The organism is Pseudomonas sp. Kh14 (assembly GCF_900291005.1).
In the GTDB taxonomy this organism is placed as follows: domain Bacteria; phylum Pseudomonadota; class Gammaproteobacteria; order Pseudomonadales; family Pseudomonadaceae; genus Aquipseudomonas; species Aquipseudomonas alloputida.
The window spans coordinates 1-18,366 of sequence record NZ_OLKJ01000028.1 but is presented as its reverse complement, the minus strand read 5'-3'; the positions used below and the strand labels follow the sequence as shown (position 1 = coordinate 18,366).

At 62.6% G+C, this 18,366-nt stretch carries 16 protein-coding genes; 7 read left to right on the top strand and 9 right to left on the bottom strand.

Going from position 1 to position 18,366, the window contains the following annotated elements; genetic code table 11:
* Positions 1-8: 8 nt before the first annotated feature.
* The 3 genes from FQ668_RS13755 to FQ668_RS13745 all read right to left on the bottom strand — a co-directional run bounded on the left by FQ668_RS13755 (position 9) and on the right by FQ668_RS13745 (position 2,715).
* A complete protein-coding gene (locus FQ668_RS13755) occupies positions 9-980 on the bottom strand; it encodes a biotin-dependent carboxyltransferase family protein (RefSeq protein ID WP_012052524.1) in 972 nt (323 codons plus the stop codon).
* The gene (locus FQ668_RS13750; protein ID WP_012052525.1) at positions 977-1,864 is read right to left on the bottom strand and encodes an allophanate hydrolase subunit 1; all 888 of its coding nucleotides are present in this window, start codon (positions 1,862-1,864) and stop codon (positions 977-979) included. The genes FQ668_RS13755 and FQ668_RS13750 overlap by 4 nt, the downstream gene beginning before the upstream one ends.
* A 92-nt stretch (positions 1,865-1,956) precedes the next feature.
* The gene (locus FQ668_RS13745; RefSeq protein ID WP_014591223.1) at positions 1,957-2,715 is read right to left on the bottom strand and encodes a 5-oxoprolinase subunit PxpA; all 759 of its coding nucleotides are present in this window, start codon (positions 2,713-2,715) and stop codon (positions 1,957-1,959) included.
* Between the two features lie 120 nt (positions 2,716-2,835).
* Here FQ668_RS13745 and FQ668_RS13740 point away from each other — a divergent pair, with 120 nt between their 5' ends.
* From FQ668_RS13740 to FQ668_RS13725, 4 genes are all read left to right on the top strand, one after another.
* On the top strand, positions 2,836-3,753 hold the full coding sequence (locus FQ668_RS13740) for a LysR family transcriptional regulator (protein ID WP_010953821.1): 918 nt from the start codon (positions 2,836-2,838) through the stop codon (positions 3,751-3,753).
* 191 nt (positions 3,754-3,944) lie between these two features.
* Positions 3,945-6,011: a maltose alpha-D-glucosyltransferase gene (treS, locus tag FQ668_RS13735; RefSeq protein ID WP_019437054.1), complete on the top strand. Its 2,067-nt coding sequence runs from the start codon at positions 3,945-3,947 to the stop codon at positions 6,009-6,011.
* Positions 6,012-6,182: 171 nt separating this feature from the next.
* Positions 6,183-6,812, top strand: coding sequence for a riboflavin synthase (locus FQ668_RS13730; RefSeq protein WP_014591225.1), 630 nt, complete (start codon positions 6,183-6,185; stop codon positions 6,810-6,812).
* Positions 6,813-6,821: 9 nt separating this feature from the next.
* Positions 6,822-7,523: a YoaK family protein gene (locus tag FQ668_RS13725; protein WP_023389596.1), complete on the top strand. Its 702-nt coding sequence runs from the start codon at positions 6,822-6,824 to the stop codon at positions 7,521-7,523.
* On the opposite strand, the gene proP is transcribed toward FQ668_RS13725, so the two are convergent.
* The 6 genes from proP to glaH all read right to left on the bottom strand — a co-directional run bounded on the left by proP (position 7,524) and on the right by glaH (position 15,186).
* Complete coding sequence (gene proP / locus FQ668_RS13720; RefSeq protein ID WP_014591227.1) at positions 7,524-9,026, bottom strand: glycine betaine/L-proline transporter ProP; 1,503 nt, start codon at positions 9,024-9,026, stop codon at positions 7,524-7,526.
* Between the two features lie 158 nt (positions 9,027-9,184).
* Positions 9,185-10,159, bottom strand: a complete 975-nt coding sequence (gene hemB, locus FQ668_RS13715) for a porphobilinogen synthase (RefSeq protein ID WP_010953815.1) — start codon at positions 10,157-10,159, stop codon at positions 9,185-9,187.
* Between the two features lie 161 nt (positions 10,160-10,320).
* Positions 10,321-11,214 carry a PA4780 family RIO1-like protein kinase gene (locus tag FQ668_RS13710; protein ID WP_019437052.1) on the bottom strand — a complete coding sequence of 298 codons (894 nt, stop codon included), beginning with the start codon at positions 11,212-11,214 and terminating at the stop codon, positions 10,321-10,323.
* Between the two features lie 87 nt (positions 11,215-11,301).
* Entirely contained in the window at positions 11,302-12,693 is a 1,392-nt protein-coding gene (gene gabP, locus FQ668_RS13705; protein WP_144180292.1) for a GABA permease, read from the bottom strand.
* 150 nt (positions 12,694-12,843) lie between these two features.
* Entirely contained in the window at positions 12,844-14,094 is a 1,251-nt protein-coding gene (gene lhgO, locus FQ668_RS13700) for an L-2-hydroxyglutarate oxidase (protein WP_014591231.1), read from the bottom strand.
* Positions 14,095-14,208: 114 nt separating this feature from the next.
* Entirely contained in the window at positions 14,209-15,186 is a 978-nt protein-coding gene (glaH, locus tag FQ668_RS13695; RefSeq protein ID WP_014591232.1) for a glutarate dioxygenase GlaH, read from the bottom strand.
* 194 nt (positions 15,187-15,380) lie between these two features.
* On the opposite strand from glaH, the gene csiR reads away from it, so the two are divergent.
* The 3 genes from csiR (at position 15,381) to FQ668_RS13680 (ending at position 18,200) form a co-directional block, all read left to right on the top strand.
* The gene (gene csiR / locus FQ668_RS13690; RefSeq protein ID WP_010953810.1) at positions 15,381-16,076 is read left to right on the top strand and encodes a DNA-binding transcriptional regulator CsiR; all 696 of its coding nucleotides are present in this window, start codon (positions 15,381-15,383) and stop codon (positions 16,074-16,076) included.
* Between the two features lie 74 nt (positions 16,077-16,150).
* Positions 16,151-16,831, top strand: a complete 681-nt coding sequence (locus FQ668_RS13685; RefSeq protein ID WP_010953809.1) for a response regulator transcription factor — start codon at positions 16,151-16,153, stop codon at positions 16,829-16,831.
* The gene (locus FQ668_RS13680) at positions 16,809-18,200 is read left to right on the top strand and encodes a HAMP domain-containing sensor histidine kinase (protein ID WP_019437049.1); all 1,392 of its coding nucleotides are present in this window, start codon (positions 16,809-16,811) and stop codon (positions 18,198-18,200) included. The genes FQ668_RS13685 and FQ668_RS13680 overlap by 23 nt, the downstream gene beginning before the upstream one ends.
* Positions 18,201-18,366: the final 166 nt, after the last annotated feature.

Below are 18,366 nucleotides of genomic sequence, written 5' to 3'. Positions count from 1 at the left end.
CATGATGCTCAGCTGAAGAGCCTGGCCAGGCAGGCCAGCTTCTTCTTGTACGAACGCCGCGCCTCCAGTGCCTGCTCCAGGCTCACCGGCAGGAACCGCGCCTGCTGGTTGGGCTGCATCTGCCCGATCAGGTCGAGGTCGGCACTGATCACCGTGCCGATCATGGCGTAGCCGCCCCCCGACACTGCATCGCGATGCAGGATGATCGGTTCCAACCCTGCCGGCACCTGGATCGATCCGATCGGGTAGCAGCTGTCGACGATATTCGACGGATCCGACCCGGCACCGAACGGCTGCTCGCGCGGCTGGAAACTCAAGGCGCCGCCGCCTTTGTAGCGATAGCCGATACGGTCCGCTTCGGAGCCAACCGTCCAGGCATCGGTGAAGAAACGTTGCGCTGCAGCCTCGGTCAGGCGGTGGAAGTAAAGCCCAGGCACCACCCGCAACACCACCTCGCCCCCCAGGGCCTGACGCAGGGCCATGGGCAAGCTTGCACCGGCACGGGTCTTGCCGCTGGGCACGCCGACCGGCAGCAGGTCGCCCGCCATCAGTTTGCGCCCATGAAAGCCACCCAACGCGCCCAGCGCGTAGGTGGACCGGCTACCCAGTACCTCGGGCACATCGATGCCTCCGGCCACTGCCAGGTAGGCCCGGGCGCCCGCTGTTGGAAAGCCGAAACGCAACACTTGCCCCGCCCGCACGGCAAACGCAGTGTCCGGGCGCTGCTCGCGGCCATCGAGCAACGCTGGCATCTGCGCACCGCACACAGCGACCAGTGCGTCCTGCTGGAACTCCAGCTCCGGCCCCACCAGCGCACACTCCAGGCCCGCAGCGCCGGCCGGGTTGCCCACCAGGTGATTGGCTGCGCTCAAGGCGTACTGGTCGAGTGCGCCGGACGGTGGGATACCCAGGTGGTAGTAACCTTCGCGGCCCAGGTCCTGTACAGAAGTGGCCAGCCCCGGTTTGAGTACCTTGATCATGCCAGCACCTCCTGCAACGATTTGGGGTAGCCGACCGGGTCGGCGAGGAAGGCGTCCAGGGAAAACGCCACCGGGCGAATGCGCAGGTCGAAGCAGCCATCCTCCACTTCCGCCACCGCCTGGTCGTAGGTGCGGCGGTCGATAGGCTTGAACTGCACGATGTCCCCCGGGCGGAAGAACACCATGTGCTCTTTCAGGTAATTCAAGGTCTGCTGCGGGTCGTAGATCGGTGCCGGGGTGACGCCGAACATCTGGTAGCCCCCGGCCCCGCGCACCGAGTAGATGCAACCAAAGCAGCCGCCATGGCCCAGGGTGAGCTTGGGCGTGTCGGTACGGGGGCGCAGGTACTTGGGCACCTGCAGCTGCCGCTGGCGCTCGACCATCTGGAACATGAACGGCAGGCCGGCGACAAAGCCGACCATCGAAACGAACCATGGCGCGCCACTGTGGGCGGCGATGAAGGCCTCGACATCGGCCAGGCCGTTGATGCGCGCGGCGTACTCCAGGTCAGTGCTGGTCGGGTCCTGGTGGCGATCCCGAAAGCGCATCAGGGTTTCATGGGTCCAGGGGTCGTTGTACAGCACCGGGATCTCGATGATCCGCGTCTGCAGCGAACGCTCGGCCACCGCCTGCGCTTCGGCGCCGCGCACGGCTTCAAGCAGTGCCTCGGGGGCGATACGGTCCGGGTCGAAGCGGACCTGGAACGACGCATTGGCCAGGCACACATCAAGCACGCCATCCAGGGCCATGCGCTCCACCGCACGGGTGACGGCCATACCCTTGAAAAAGGCCTCCAGCGACATGCTTTCGCTGACTTCGGCAAACAGGTGCTCGTCGGCGCCGAAGCTGTAACGGATCGGGGTTGTAGCAAGCGGTTCGGCCATGACAGTTCCTTTTCTTGGAATCTTTATAGAAAGGCAGGCGAAAACAAAATGCACGGGCTCCGGCTTGTCTGTTTGCCGGATGCCTGACAGGCTCAGCGCGGCGCACGCACCCCGATGCCGGCCGCATCCAGTGCCCTGCGCGTGGCCTCGACCAGGTCCAGCGCGCCCGGGGTGTCACTGTGCAGGCAAATGGAATCGAATTCGATCGCCAGGTCCTGGCCTTCGACCGTGCGCACCACGCCTTGGCAGCAAGCACGCAGCACCCGCTCGGCGACGGCTTGGGGCTCGTAGCCACGCACATTGCGGGTAAACACGATCGACCCGCTCAGGTCGTACTCGCGGTCGGCATAGAACTCGCGAATCACCGGCTGCCCCATTTCCTGGGCAATGCGGCAGATCACCGAACCCGGCATGCAGTACAGCAGCAACTCGGGCTCGATCACCCGCAGGTTCTGCACCAGCAAGCGCGCCGCTTCTTCATCACGCGCCAAGTGCATGTACAGCGCCCCATGCGGCTTGATGTGCTGCAGGCGCACGCCCTGGGCACGGGCGATTTCACGCAGCGCGCCCAGTTGATAGAGCATGTCGTCCACCAGTTCCTGCGCCGAGGCATTGATGTGCCGGCGGCCAAAGCCGACCAGGTCGCGGAAACCCGGGTGTGCTCCCACCGCAACCCCAAGGGCCTTGGCGCGCTCGACGGTGCGGCGCATCGTACCTGGGTCGCCAGCATGGAAACCGGTAGCGATATTGGCGCTGCTGATGTAGCCCATCAGTTCGTGATCGACGCCGTCGCCAATAGTCCACGGGCCAAAGCCCTCACCCATGTCCGAGTTGAAATCCACTGCTAGCATGACCGCGTCTCCTGGCACTTGTGACTGCATGCAAGCCACGTTAGATTCTCTGCACCCCCTTGGGAAGATCTATAAACAGATGGGGTACCTTCTGAAAAACAGATACCCCGGGAGCCTACTGTGTCACTCACCCTGCGCCAGGTCCGCTACTTCGTTGCCACCGCTGAAATCGGCCAGATCTCCCAAGCTGCTATCCACCTGAATATCTCCCAGTCGGCAGTGACTACGGCCATCAAGGAGCTGGAAGCGATGCTCGGCGTGCTGTTGTTCCAGCGCTCGGCCCAAGGAATGAGCCTGACCGAAGCCGGCCGGCACTTCTTGAACCGTGCCTACGTCATCCTGCGCAGTGTCGACGATGCGTTGAACAGCCCGCTACCGGACGTGCGTGCCAGTGGCCTGTTGCGCCTGGCGGCGAGTTACACAGTGATCGGCTACTTCCTGCCACACCACTTGCAGCGCCTGGAGCACTGGCATCCGGGCGTGACCCTGGAGCTTTACGAGCAGGAGCGCAGCGCCATCGAGCAAGGCCTGCTGGAGGGGCGTTTCGACATGGCGGTGGTGCTCACCGCCAACCTCACTCACCCCGACATCGTCTCGGAAACCCTGTTCAACTCCGAGCGCCGGCTGTGGCTGCCCGGGCATCACCCACTGTGCGAGCGATCGGCCGTGAGCCTGGCCGAGGTGGCCTGTGAGCCGTTCATCCTGTTGACCGTGGATGAGGCCGAGCAAAGTGCCATGCGCTACTGGGAGCAGGCCGGTCAACGGCCAAGCGTAAGGGTGCGGACCAGTTCGGTGGAGGCGGTGCGCAGCATGGTCGCCAATGGCAGCGGAGTGGCGATCCTGTCGGACCTGGTGCACCGGCCGTGGTCGCTGGAGGGCAAGCGCATCGAGACGGTGACCATCAGCGACCCGGTCACACCGATGAGCGTGGGGTTGGCCTGGCACCGGGAACGGGCATTCAGCCCGGCGATGCAGGCGGTGCGCAATTACTTCCATGATGCGTTTCTGGCACCGCAGCAGTTGTCGGCCCGGCGCTGAGCCTGCCTTTGCAGGCCCGGCCCCTTCGCGGGCGCGCCCGCTCCCACAGGTGCAGCGCAAATCTTCAGCGGTATGGCAGCCTGTGGGAGCGGGCAAGCCCGCGAAGAAACCAACACCCTTCTCGAGCCGAACGTTCACGCCGCAATGCCGTCATAATCTGAGCCGGTGCCGACACGCAAAGAGGACGCGAAATGACCCAGCCCGACCCGTCATACGTCAAATGGCTCGAAGATCGTGCCATGCTCAAGGCCTCCCAGGCGCGTGCCAGCCTGTACTCAGGCCAGTCGCGCCTGTGGCAACAACCCTACGCCGAGGCCCAGCCCCGCCGCGCCACCGAAATCGCCTCGGTGTGGCTGACCGTCTACCCCGACGCCATCATCGCGCCCGAGGGTTGCTCGGTGCTCGGTGCCCTGGCCCACGAAGCGTTGTGGAAGCGCCTGTCGGAGATCGGCGTACAGGGCCTGCACACGGGGCCGATCAAACTGTCCGGAGGCATCCGCGGCCGCGAACTTACCCCCAGCGTGGACGGCAACTTCGACCGCATCAGCTTCGACATCGACCCGCTGTACGGCAGCGAGCAGGAACTGATCCAGATGAGCCGCATGGCCGCTGCGCACAATGCCGTGACCATCGACGACCTGATCCCCTCGCACACCGGCAAGGGCGCCGACTTCCGCCTGGCCGAGATCGCCCATGGCCCCTACCCGGGGCTGTACCACATGGTCGAGATCCGCGAAGAAGACTGGACGCTGCTGCCCGAGGTGCCCGCCGGGCGCGATGCGGTCAATCTGCTGCCAGCGCAGTGTGACGAGCTGAAGGCGCGCCATTACATCGTTGGCCAGTTGCAACGGGTAATCTTCTTCGAGCCGGGCGTGAAGGAAACCGACTGGAGCGCTACGCCACCGATCACAGGTGTCGACGGCAAGACCCGCCGCTGGGTGTACCTGCACTACTTCAAGGAGGGTCAGCCCTCACTGAACTGGCTGGACCCTACCTTCGCCGCCCAACAGATGATCATTGGTGACGCGCTGCACGCCCTGGACTGCCTGGGTGCACGCGGCCTGCGCCTGGACGCCAACGGCTTTCTCGGCGTGGAAACCCGCGCCAGCGGCACCGCCTGGTCAGAAAGCCACCCGCTGTCGCTCGTCGGCAACCAGCTGATCGGTGGCATGATCCGCAAGGCCGGCGGTTTCAGCTTCCAGGAGCTGAACCTGACCCTCGATGACATTGCGCAGATGTCCAGGGGTGGTGCCGACCTGTCCTACGATTTCATTACCCGGCCGGCCTACCAGCATGCCCTGCTGACGGGCGACACCGAGTTCCTGCGCCTGATGCTCAAGGAGATGCACGCCTTCGGCATCGACCCGGCCTCGCTGATCCATGCCCTGCAAAACCATGACGAGCTGACCGTGGAGCTGGTGCACTTCTGGACACTGCACGCGCACGACATGTACCTGTACAAGGGCCAGACCCTGCCTGGCAGCATCCTGCGCGAACATATCCGCGAAGAGATCTACGAACGGCTGTCGGGGGAACATGCGCCGTACAACCTGCGCTTCGTGACCAACGGCATTGCCTGCACCACCGCCAGCCTGATCGCTGCTGCACTGGGTATTCGCGACCTCGAACAGATTGGCGTAGCGGATATCGAACTGATCAAGAAGGTGCACCTGCTGCTGGTCATGTACAACGCCATGCAGCCGGGGGTGGTCGCCTTGTCCGGCTGGGACCTGGTCGGTGCCCTGCCCTTGCCCGCCGAAGCGGTGGCCGAACGCATGCTCGATGGCGATACCCGCTGGATTCACCGGGGCGGCTATGACCTCGCCGGGCTTGACCCACAGGCAGAAGCTTCAGTGCGTGGCATGCCGCGTGCCCGGGCGCTGTACGGCAGCCTCGACAGGCAGTTGGACGAGGGTGATTCATTTGCCTGCAAGGTGAAGAAACTGCTGGCTGTGCGCCAGGCTTATGGCATCGCCACCAGCCGTCAGGTGCTGGTACCTGAGGTGAGCAGCCCGGGGCTGCTGGTGATGGTGCATGAGCTGCCAGCCGGCCGCGGTATCCAGATCACTGCGCTGAACTTCGGCCAGGACGCGATTGCCGAGGAACTGCTGTTGACCGGGTTCACACCTGGGCCGGTGGTCGACATGATCAACGAGACGGTCGAAGGCGATTTGACCGAGGACGGGCGCCTGATGGTGAACCTGGACCCGTACGAGGCGCTGTGCCTGCGGATCGTCAACAGCAGCGGGCATGTTTGAATCTGCAGTGGCCCTGCCGTCGGCAAACCGGTTTCGCCCACAAGCACGCCGCCTGCCCCACGCTGGCGCCAGACTCGCAAGCCGGCTTGCCAGCCAGAAGCCGGTCTTGCATTTACTGCGCTACGGGCATAGCGTTCGGAAGTTTTCTTTTCCGTGCCCAGGAGCAACTCCATGTACACCGGCATCGTCCAGGCCGTCCGCCCTCTGCTTGATGTGACCACCTACCCGGGCCACAACCAGTTCACCATCGACCTCACCCCGGAACTACTCGACGAGCTGAAAATCGGTGCCAGCGTCAGTGTCGAAGGTACCTGCCTGTCCGTGACCGAAATCGACGGCAGCCAGGTCAGGTTCGAGGCCATGACCGCTACCCTCGAACGCACTAATCTGAGCAGCTTCAAGCCTGGCCGAAGCGTGAACATCGAACGCTCAGCGAAGATGAACGCCGAAGTCGGCGGCCACCTGATGGCCGGCCACATCGCCACCACCGCCGAGATCGTCGAGCTGTCGATCAAGGAAACCGGCGCCTTCATCAAGTTCCGCATGCCGCCGCAATGGGGCAAGTACGTGTTCCCGCGTGGTTTCATCGGGGTCAATGGCTGCAGCCTGACTGTCGCTGACGTGGAGGACAACGTGATCACCATCAACCTGATCCCGGAAACCCTGCGTCAGACTACCTTCGCCAGCTACCACCCAGGTGAACTGCTCAACATCGAGGTCGACCACCAGACCATGGTGCTGGTCGATGTGGTAGAGCGCACCATCAAAGGTACTCTGGCCCGCGAAAAACTCCTGCCCTGAGGCCTGCACATGCTCCCTAACGCCCTCCCCGCGCGCTCAGCGAGGCGTTTGCGCCTGCAGGTAATGCGTGGTCGCGTCGGCCTCGGCCTGGTCGCCGCCCTCTCGGTGCTTGCCGGCATGACCGATGCCATCGGCTTGCTGGCACTGGGCGATTTTGTGTCGTTCATGAGTGGCAACACCACACGCCTGGCGGTGGCCATCAGTGAAGCTGACCTGGCCCTTGTGCTACGCCTCAGTGGCGCCGTACTGGGCTTCGTTGCGGGCAATGCACTGGGTGTGCTCCTGGCTCGCGGATTGCGCCGTCGAGCCTGGCCGGTGCTGTTGGTGGTTGCCGCACTGCTGGCTTTCGCGGCAACGTGGCCGTTGCCGGCCACCTTCCCTGCGCTGTTGGCGGCCACGCTGGCCATGGGCATGATCAATGCGGTAGTGGAACAAGTTAATGGCCTGCCCATTGGCCTGACTTATGTTACGGGCGCCCTGTCGCGTTTCGGCCGTGGCCTGGGGCGTTGGCTGCTGGGCGAGCGGCGCAATGGCTGGCGAGTGCAGTTGATACCTTGGGCCGGGATGTTGCTGGGCGCCGCGCTCGGCGCCTGGTTGCAACAACACCTAGGCCTGCAGGCGCTGGCCGGCAGTTGTGCGCTGGCCTGCGTGCTGGCGCTGGTATCGCGGTTCATCCCGCGGTCCTGGCAGCGTGGCTATATGCCGCGCTGATCATTCGATACGCGGGTGCTGCAATGCCAACTTCTCGCGCTTGGCTTCCAACTCGGCAATCTGCGCATCGATGTCCTCGATCTTCTGCTCGATGTTGTCGTGGTGCTCCTGCAGCAGTTCACGCGCCTCTTCGATATCCGATGCCGCGGGTGCCGCGCCGCGCAGGGGCTTGTTGGCGGTTTCCTTCATGGTCAGGCCGGTGACCAGGCCGACAGCAGCGATCACCATCAGGTAATAGGCAGGCATGTACAGGTTGTTTGTGGTCTCCACCAGCCACGCAGCGAGGGTTGGGGTAAGGCCGGCGATCAGCACCGAGATATTGAAGGCGCTGGCCAGGGCGCTGTAACGGATGTGCGTGGGGAACATGGCCGGCAGCGTCGAGGCCATCACGCCGATGAAGAAGTTCAGCAGCACGGCAATGATCAGCAGGCCGGCGAAAATAAGCCCAAGCACCCCACTGTTGATCAGCATGAATGCCGGTATGGCCAAGGCCAACAGGCCGACACTGCCGACGATGATGAACGGCCGTCGGCCAAACTTGTCGCTGAGCAGACCGATGATCGGCTGCACGAACAGCATGCCGACCATGATCGCGATGATGATCAGCACGCCATGGTCTTCGCTGTAGTGCAGGTTGTGCGACAGGTAGCTGGGCATGTAGGTGAGCAGCATGTAGTAGGTGACGTTGGTGGCAATCACCACGCCGATGCAGGTCACCAGGCTGCGCCAGTGCTGGGTGGCCACCTCCTTGAACGACACCTTGGGCCCGGAGGCCAGGCCTTCACGATCGCCCTGTTCCAGCTTGTCGACGTGCTGCTGGAACGCAGGTGTTTCTTCCAGCGCATGGCGCAGGTAAAGGCCGATGATGCCCAGCGGCAGGGCCAGGAAGAACGGCAGGCGCCAGCCCCATTCGAGGAACTTTTCCTCACCCAGCACCGTGGAAATGAGCACCACCACCCCTGCGCCCAGCACAAAGCCGGCAATCGAACCGAAATCCAGCCAGCTGCCGAGAAAGCCGCGCTTGCGGTCGGGCGCGTACTCGGCAACGAAGATCGAGGCACCGGTGTATTCGCCACCTACCGAAAAGCCCTGGGCCATCTTGGCCAGCAGCAACAGGATCGGCGCCCAGATACCAATGCTTGCATAGGACGGTATCAGGCCGATGGCGAAGGTGCTCAGGGACATGATCACGATGGTCGCGGCAAGGATTTTCTGCCGCCCGAACCTGTCGCCCAAGGCGCCGAAGAACAACCCGCCAAGAGGCCGGATCAGGAACGGCACCGAGAAGGTGGCCAAGGCCGCGATCATTTGCACGCTGGGGTCGGCGTTGGGGAAAAACACCTTGCCCAAGGCATAAGCGACGAAGCCATATACGCCAAAGTCGAACCACTCCATGGCGTTGCCCAGCGCGGCGGCCGTGATCGCCTTCTTCATCTTGGCGTCGTCGACGATGGTGATGTCCTTCAGGCCGATTGGCTGGACGCTTTTCTTGCGAGGTTTCATACCCGTATCCCTGTCGATGAATGCTCTAAGGGATCAGATACAACAGGACACTAAATAATTCAGCGCTTACTGTTTTTTTGTGCGTTTGCGGCACCACCCAACGGCGCCCAGAGAAAAGCCGCTGCAATGGCAGCGGCTTTCATGACCAAGGCCTGGCTTCAGATACCTTCGCGCGCCAGGTCCATGGCGAAGTAGGTCAGGATCAGGTCGGCACCGGCACGCTTGATTGCGCCAATGCTTTCGCGCACCACCCGGCCTTCGTCGATGGCACCGGCCAGCCCGCCGAACTTGATCATCGCATACTCGCCACTCACCTGGTACGCCGCCAGTGGCAGGCGCGACGCGGCGCGGATGTCGGCGATCACATCAAGGTAGGCACCGGCCGGCTTGACCATCAGCACGTCCGCCCCTTCCTGCTCGTCGAGCAGCGACTCGCGCACCGCTTCGCGGCGGTTCATCGGGTTCATCTGGTAGCTTTTGCGGTCACCCTTCAGTGCGGTGCCGCCGGCCTCACGGAACGGGCCATACAACGACGAGGCGAACTTGGTCGAGTAGGCCATGATCGCGGTGTCGTGGAAGCCGGCACCGTCCAGGGCACTGCGGATAGCCTGCACCTGGCCGTCCATCGCCGCCGAGGGGGCAATGAAGTCGGCACCGGCAGCAGCGGCGATGACTGCCTGCTTGCCCAGGTTGGCCAGGGTGGCATCGTTGTCCACGCCATGGTCATGCAGCACGCCACAGTGGCCGTGGCTGGTGTATTCGCAGAAGCAGGTGTCGGACATCACCACCATTTCCGGCACGGTGTCCTTGCAGATACGCGACATGCGCGCAACCAGGCCGTTTTCGTTCCAGGTGTCGCTGCCATCGGCATCCAGGTGGTGCGATACGCCAAAGGTCATCACCGACTTGATACCGGCGCGGGCATAGCGCTCGATTTCCTGGGCCAACAGCTTCTCGGGGATACGGTTGACACCGGGCATGCTGGTGATCGGCACGAAATCATCGATGCCCTCTTCGACGAAGATCGGCAGGATCAGGTCTTCAAGGCGGAACTCGGTTTCCTGGAAGATCGTGCGCAGGGACTCGTTCTGGCGCAGGCGGCGGGGACGAACGGACGGGAATTGGTTGGACATGACAGCTCCAGGGAATTTGAACGGCGTATACCTTATGCCTGTCGCGCGCCAGTGAAAAGGCTAAATGACGAGATTGTGTCTTGCGTCAATGGCAACGGCCGGGGTTTGCCTGTGTTGGCCTCTTCGCGGGTAAACCCGCGAAGAGGCGGTACAGGAATAAACTACTGCAGCCAGGGCGGCGTTACCTCCTCTGCCTTGGCCGGCCCATGCTCGGCCTCGGCGCGTGCTGCACGGCGACGAGCGTCGTCCATCCGGGCGGCGTCGATCTCACGCATCACCCCGGTTACATCAGCTTCATGTTCGTCATCCTCGAACACCCCGGTCAACGGGCTGTCGGGCAGCAACTCACCGGCCTCGTACAACGCCCACATCTCCTGCGCATAGCGGGTGCTTTTCAGCTCCGGGGCAAAGCGCCCGAAATAATGGGCCATGTTGTCCACATCGCGCTGCAGCATGCTGAAGGCGTGGTTGTTGGCGGCTGCATCCACTGCCTGCGGCAGGTCGATGATCACCGGCCCGTCCGGGCCGAGCAGCACGTTGAACTCGGACAGGTCGCCATGCACCATTCCGGCGCACAGCATCAGCACGACCTGGCGAATGACGAAGGCGTGGAACGCGCGGGCATCCTCCGCTTCGAGGTGTACGTCGTTCAGCCGTGGGGCCGCATCGCCATCGGCATCGGTGACCAGCTCCATCAGGAGCACGCCGTCCTGGAAGTCGTAAGGCTTGGGCACCCTCACACCTGCGGCGGCCAAACGGAACAGCGCTGCCACTTCGGCGTTCTGCCAGGCATCTTCGGCTTCTTTGCGGCCGTACTTGCTGCCCTTGGCCATGGCCCGGGCCTGACGGCTGTTGCGTACCTTGCGGCCCTCCTGGTATTCGGCGGCCTGGCGGAAACTGCGCTTGTTGGCTTCTTTATAGACCTTGGCGCAGCGTACCTCGCTGCCACAGCGCACCACGTACACAGCGGCTTCCTTGCCACTCATCAACGGCCGTAGTACTTCGTCGACAAGGCCGTCTTCGATCAACGGTTCGATTCTTTTAGGCGTCTTCATCAGGCTGCGTTCAGGGTCCTGGCTTTGTTGGCGGACATCCTCTCACAGCCTGATGCGACTTGCTCGTCTGTCTTCAGGCCGGACGAATCAGGCGCCCTGCCCTACGCCAGCCACGGCCCCGCCACGCGCCCGGCGCCGGGTCACCAGCACCCCCGAGCACACCATCAACACCGCCAGCACCATCGTCGAGACCACTTCCAGGCGATGATCCGGGCGGAACAGCATCAATACCAGTACACCGCTGATGAACAGGATCACGCCCCAGGTCAGCCACGGGAACAGCCACATGCGATAACCCAGTGTCTTGCCCTGTGCCGTCAGGCGCTGGCGCAGGCGCAGTTGGGAAATGGCGATGACCAGATACACCAGCAAGGCAATGGCGCCGGAGCTTGCCATGAGGAAGCCAAACACCTTGGCCGGCACCAGGTAGTTGGCGATCACCGCCAGGAATGCAGCCCCCGTCGACAACAAGACTGCCACCACGGGTGTACCACTGCGGCTGGTTATCTGCGCACAGGCCGGGGCATCACCCCGGCGGCTAAGCGAATAGACCATGCGCGAGGCGGTGTACAGCGACGAGTTGAGGCAGCTGGTCACCGACGTCAGCACCACGAAGTCGATGATGGCCTTGGCATTTGGCACGCCGAGGGTGTCCAGCACCGTGACATAAGAGCCTTCGGTCGCCAGGCGTGGGTCGGTCCACGGTACCAGTGCGATGACGATGAAGATCGACAGGATGTAGAACAGCGTTATCCGCCAGATCACCGAATTGGTGGCCTTGGAAATATGCTTGCCCGCCTCGTCGGATTCAGCCGCAGCAATGGTCACCACCTCGGCCCCGAGGAACGAGAACATGGTGATCAGCATCGCGCTCAGCACCGCACCAAAGCCGTTGGGCATGAAGCCCCCCGTATCCCACAAACGCGAGACGCCGCTGACGCCGGACCCCGGCAACAGGCCGAAAATGGCGCAAACACCCAGGGCGATGAAGCTGACGATGGCCACCACCTTGACCAGTGCCAGCCAAAACTCGAACTCACCGTAATTCTTCACGCTGAACAGGTTGGTGGCCGTCAGCAGCAACGTGATCACCAACGACAACACCCAGATCTCCAGCTGCGGGACCCAGGAGTTGATGATGGTAGCGGCGATATTGGCCTCGATCGGAATGATCAGCACCCAGAACCACCAGTACAGCCAACCGATGGTGTAACCGGCCCATTTGCCGATGGCGAGGTCAGCGTAGGTTGAAAACGAGCCGGTGTCCGGGGAGGCAACCGCCATTTCGGCCAGCATGCGCATCACCAGCACCACCAGGCCGCCCGCCAGGATATAGGCCAGGATGGTGGCCGGCCCCGCTTCGGCGATGGCGCGGCCAGAGCCGACAAACAGCCCGGCGCCGATCACGCCGGCAATGGACAGCATGGTGACATGCCGTGATTTCAATCCATGACTCAAATTGTTCTTGTGGGTTTGCATGGCGCTACCTTGTTGTTTTTGTCATGCCCACGCAGGGGCCGCCGGCTGCACGTCACCGACGCAGGCGCGAAAAAGCCCGCCCTGCCCTGAATGGTGAGCAGGGCAGTACGGGTTGAGTAAAACGAAACCGCAGGAGGTGTTACCGGGGTGTCAGCTGGCAGCCCTCTGGTTGGCCGACAGGTCGGCCTTGGGGAAGCTGCCGCCCTGCAGGCCGACCTGCTCGCACACCTTCTCGACGATGTAGGCGCCGATCGGGATGGCCGAGGTAGCGGCTGGCGACGGTGCGTTGCATACGTTGACACTGCGCGCGGTGTTGACGAACAGGAAATCGTCGATCAGCTTGCCGTCGCGCGACACCGCCTGGGCACGCACGCCGGCCGGGTAAGGCGTGAGGTCAGCTTTGGTAATGCTCGGGCAGTACTTCTGCACCTGCTTGAGGTACCCGCCCTTGAACAGCGAGTTCTTCATCTCGATCAGGCCCGGGCGGAAGTTCTTCGCCAGCACCTTGAGGATGCCGGGCGTGGTCAGGGTCTGGAACAGGTCGCTGGGGCTGACATCGGTCTTGCGGTAGCCCTCGCGCTTCATCGCCAGCACAGCGTTGGGGCCTACGGTGACGGTGCCGTCGATCATGCGGGTCAGGTGCACCCCCAGGAAGGGCATCGACGGGTCGGGAATCGGGTAGATCAGGTGGTTGACGATCTGATTGTGCTGCTTGGGCAGCAGGTAGTATTCGCCACGGAACGGGCAGATCACGAATTCGGTACGCAGCCCGAGCATGCTCACCACGCGGTCGGCCATCAGCCCCGAGCAGGTCACCAGGAAACGGCTGCGCAACTCATCACGCTGAGTGCGCACGATCACTTCACTTGCCTGTTCCTGCAGGCCGACCACTTCTGCGCCATAGCGGATTTCGCCACCGGCACGCTGGAACTCTGCGGCCATCGCAGCAGTGACCTGGGCGTAATTGACGATGCCGCTGGACGGCACGAAGATGCCCCCCATACCGACGATGTTGGGCTCACGCTCGCGCAACTCGTCAGCCGACAGCCAGTAGCGTTCCAGGCCATTGGCCGCCGTACGCTCCCACAGCGCTTTCATGCGCTGCATTTCCAGATCGTTGGTGGCTACCAGCAGCTTGCCGCACTCATCGAAGCGAATGCCGTGCTGGGTGCAGAAGGCTTTGGTCGCCTTGTTGCCTTCCAGGCAGAAGCGCGCCTTGAGGCTTCCGGGGGTGTAATACACGCCGGCGTGGATCACGCCACTGTTATGGCCGGTCTGATGGCGGGCCGGGCCAGACTCTTTCTCCAGCAGGAGCATCTTCGCGTCCGGGTAGACCTTGATCAGGTGCATGGCCGTGGACATGCCCACAATCCCGCCGCCAATAATGATGAAATCGTACACAGCCTTACCTCACACGCAGGCATTGCCTGGCAGGCTCACCAAAGCCCGCACGGGGCCTGGTGGCATTGTTTTGTGCAAAAACGCGTGGGCGGGCGCCCGCCCCGCGCCCTGTCATTATTGCCCGCGCTGGTACAGCGGCTTGGGGAAGGCGACGTAACCACGCTGGCGCATCAGTTCGCGGCGCAGGCCCTCGTGCGGGGTAAAGCGATCGCGGCCATGCAGCCAGAACAGGTTGTTGATCAGCAGGAAACTGCCTACGCCAACCGGTACCGAGACCTTCTTGCCGCTGCCTTCCAGCGACTCGGACAAGGCGTTCAGCCAGATACCTTCCTCGTAGTTTTCCGGCTGCACGAACTGGTCAATGTAGCGCATGGTCGGCCGGCCTTCGGCATCGGTGTCGAATACCGAATGGAACACATCTTCGGCAACCTTTTTGCTCGGCGGTGCGGTCCAGCGCATTTCGCGACGGGCCATCGGGTGACGGAAGAACGCCTCGCACTGTTCCCAGTCGTCCAGGTGCAGCAGCAGCGAGTTGCCGCCTTCCATGTTCTTTTCGTCGATCTTCAGCATCAGCACGTAGTCGGTGATCTGGTTCACGAACGTGCCGTCGTTGTGCAGCTCCATGACCCGGTGCGGCTGGCGCAGGTAACTGTCGGAGTTGTCGCTGTTGACCACCACGAAGCGCGCATAGAACTGACCACTCATGGCGTCATAGTTGGAACGGCCGATCAGGTGAGCGCAGGCCGTGGTGAACTTGACCATGTCTTCGGCCTGGCTCACATCATCCAGGCCAATCGGGGTGATCAGCATGCCGCCTGTGGCGCGGTCGAGGATGGTGTTGAGCAGCACCGGGCGCAGCGTGCCCTGGCACAGCTCGTCAAGGATTTCGCCTACACGAAAACGCAGGAACGACTTGTACTCCAATGCCTGCACCGGCCATTGGGCAACGGCCTGCACGAACGCTTCAACGGTTTCCCGGGCAAAGGTCAGTTCAAGCAGGCGCGGCGACTGTTTCGAGGGGGCGATGGTGTAGCCCTGCGGTTCGAGCGGCAGTGGCATGACAAGTTCGTCGATCTGCGTAAAGGCGTTCATGGCAGTGTCCTGGCTAAAAAGTAGGTGGCGCCGTCCGGTCATGACCTGGATCAGTGCGGGCGAGGTAAAAATATCGCCACTAACCAAAAATGTCTACATTTTTATGTTTCAGCGACACTATTTGCGTTTGTCCATTGTTTTTCGTCTACAGAGGGTTTCGGTATGATCGGCAAAACGTTTTGAGGAACAGGATCTTGGAAGCGCTCGCCCCCCGACAAAACTCAGCATTCAGCGGGTATGAGAGGCTCAAGAAGGACATCATCCGCGGGGTGTTCAAGCCCGGTGAAAAGCTGTTGATGAGCACCCTCAAGGAACGCTACGACCTGGGTGTGGGCCCGCTGCGCGAAGCGCTGTCGCAACTGGTGGCCGAGCACCTGGTCAACGCGATCAGCCAGAAAGGCTACCGGGTAGCGCCCATGTCGCTGGATGAGATGAACGACATCTACGACGCCCGCGCCAACCTGGAAGCGATGATCATTGCCTTGGCCATCGAGCGCGGCGATGACGCCTGGGAGGCGTCGGTGCTGGCCCACTCGCATACCTTGGCCAAGGTGGTGGAAGTGAAAACCCGCGAGCAGCGGCTGGATGTGTGGGACGAGCGGCACAAGGCGTTCCATACTGCCATTGCCTCGGGCTGCGGCTCCAAGCACCTGCTGCAGGCACGCACCTACCTGTTCGACCAGGCCGAGCGTTACCGCCACCTGTGGCTGACGCAGACGGTGTTTTCCGAAGAGGCGCTGGCGCTCAAGCGCCAGGAGCATGCGGCACTGGTCGAGGTGATCCTCGCCCGGGATGCCAAAACTGCCAGCGCCATGATGCGCTCGCACCTGATGACACCGGTACCGATCATTGCGCAGATCATGCACGCCGAAGGCATCGGTGCCCGCTAGATGAATTTTTCTTAAATCGCCGGTTGTCTATTCTTTGGCACAATCAGATCTCCATTAGATGCCCAGGAACCAGCATGCCTCGCGTACTGACCATCGAAGACGACGCCGTCACCGGCCAGGAAATCGTCGCCGAACTGACCAGCCACGGTCTGGAAGTGGATTGGGCCGACAATGGCCGTGAAGGCCTGGCCAAAGCCATTGCGGGCGGCTACGACCTGATCACCCTGGACCGCATGCTGCCCGAGGTCGACGGCCTGACCATCGTCACCACCCTGCGCAACCTCAAGATCGCTACGCCGATCCTGATGATCAGCGCCCTCTCCGACGTCGATGAGCGGGTGCGCGGCCTGCGTGCAGGCGGGGACGACTACCTGACCAAGCCGTTCGCCTCCGACGAAATGGCCGCGCGAGTCGAGGTATTGCTGCGCCGTAACAGCGTACCCACGACCCAGACCCGCTTGCAGGTTGCCGATCTGCAGCTGGACCTGATCAGCCACGAGGCGCGCCGCGGTGACAACACCCTCAATCTGTTGCCCACCGAGTACAAGCTGCTGGAGTACCTGATGCGCCACAGCGGCCAAGTGATCACGCGGATGATGATTTTCGAGGAGGTCTGGGGCTATCACTTCGACCCGGGCACCAACCTGATCGACGTGCACATCGGCCGCCTGCGCAAGAAGATCGACTCACCCGGCCAGTCGCCGCTGATCCGTACGGTACGGGGCTCCGGCTATGCCATTGCTGAACCCGTCTAAAGGCTGGAGTTCTTCTACCAGCCGCCTGTTAGCGCTTTACAGCTTTCTGTTCGTGGCCTGGAGCAGCATCCTCATGGGGGTGCTGTATTTCGAGGTCTCCAGCTACCTGAACAAACTTACCCGTCACTCCATGCTGCAGCGCCAGCACCTGTTCGCCCACATGAGCGGCAAGCAACTGGACGACGCCCTGATCGCCAGCCAGGCCTTCGAGGAGCGCAGCTTTGACGCCTACGGCCTGTTCGATAGCCAGCTCAACCCGATTGGCGGTACCGTGCGAGCCCTGCCCCCAGAGCTCAAACTGGACGGCAAGATCCATGAGCTGGAACGCTGCCTGGATGCCGACGACCCACGCGTGCCCCGCGACAGCTGCGACGCGGTGGCAATCAAGGTACAGGATGGCCGGTGGCTGGTGCTGGTGCGTGACAATGGCTCGCTGTTCGTGGTTACCCGGATCATCCTGCACGCCCTGCTCTGGGGCATCTCGCTGACCCTGATCCCGGGTTTTGCCGGTTGGTACCTGCTACGGCGCAGGCCGCTCAAGCGTATACGGGCGATCCAGGCCCAGGCCGAACTGATCGTCGCCGGCGACCTGACCCACCGCCTGCCACTGTCGGCCCGCCGCGACGAGCTGGACATGCTTGCGGCGATCGTCAATGCCATGCTCGACCGTATCGAACGGCTGATGCATGAGGTCAAGGGTGTATGCGACAACATTGCCCATGACCTGCGCACACCGCTGACCCGCCTGCGCGCCCAGCTGTACCGTATTCGCCAGCAAAGCGACGTGGATTCTGCGCAAGCCGAAGCGCTGGACCAGGCCATTGGCGAAACCGACACCTTGATGGCGCGCTTTCGCGGGTTATTGCGCATCAGCGAGCTGGAAGACCGTCAGCGCCGTGCCGGCTTCGTCCAGCTTGACCCGCATGAACTGGTGGTAGAACTGCACGATTTTTACCTGCCATTGGCCGAGGATGGCGGCATTCAACTGCAATTGCACCAACCTGCGCAGCTACCGGCGTTGCACGGCGACCGCGAACTGCTGTTCGAGGCCTTGGCGAATCTGGTGGGCAACGCCATCAAGTTCACGCCCGAGGGTGGTCGGGTGCGCATCACCGCCACGCAGGATGACAACGGCGTGCACTTGGCGATTGAGGATAGCGGGCCTGGTATTCCCGAAGAAGAGCGAACGGCCGTGCTGAAACGGTTCTATCGCAGCGATGAAGGCCACCGCCATGCCGGCTTCGGGCTGGGGTTGTCGATCGTGGCGGCAATCGTCGACCTGCATGGGTTCGGGCTGGAGATTGGCGAAAGCGAATTGGGTGGGGCCAGGCTGGTATTGCACTGCCCGCTTGCGGATCTAGGCAAGTAAAAGCTGGGGCCGCTTTGCGGCCCTTCGCGGGCACGCCCGCTCCCACAAGTTGGCGCGACATTTGGACTGCCCCCAAGAAGTTGGACACTAATCCAACCCTTGGGGGATCTATGGGTAAGTACACCGAGCAATTCAAGCTCACAGCGATCACAGCCTACCTGGACGG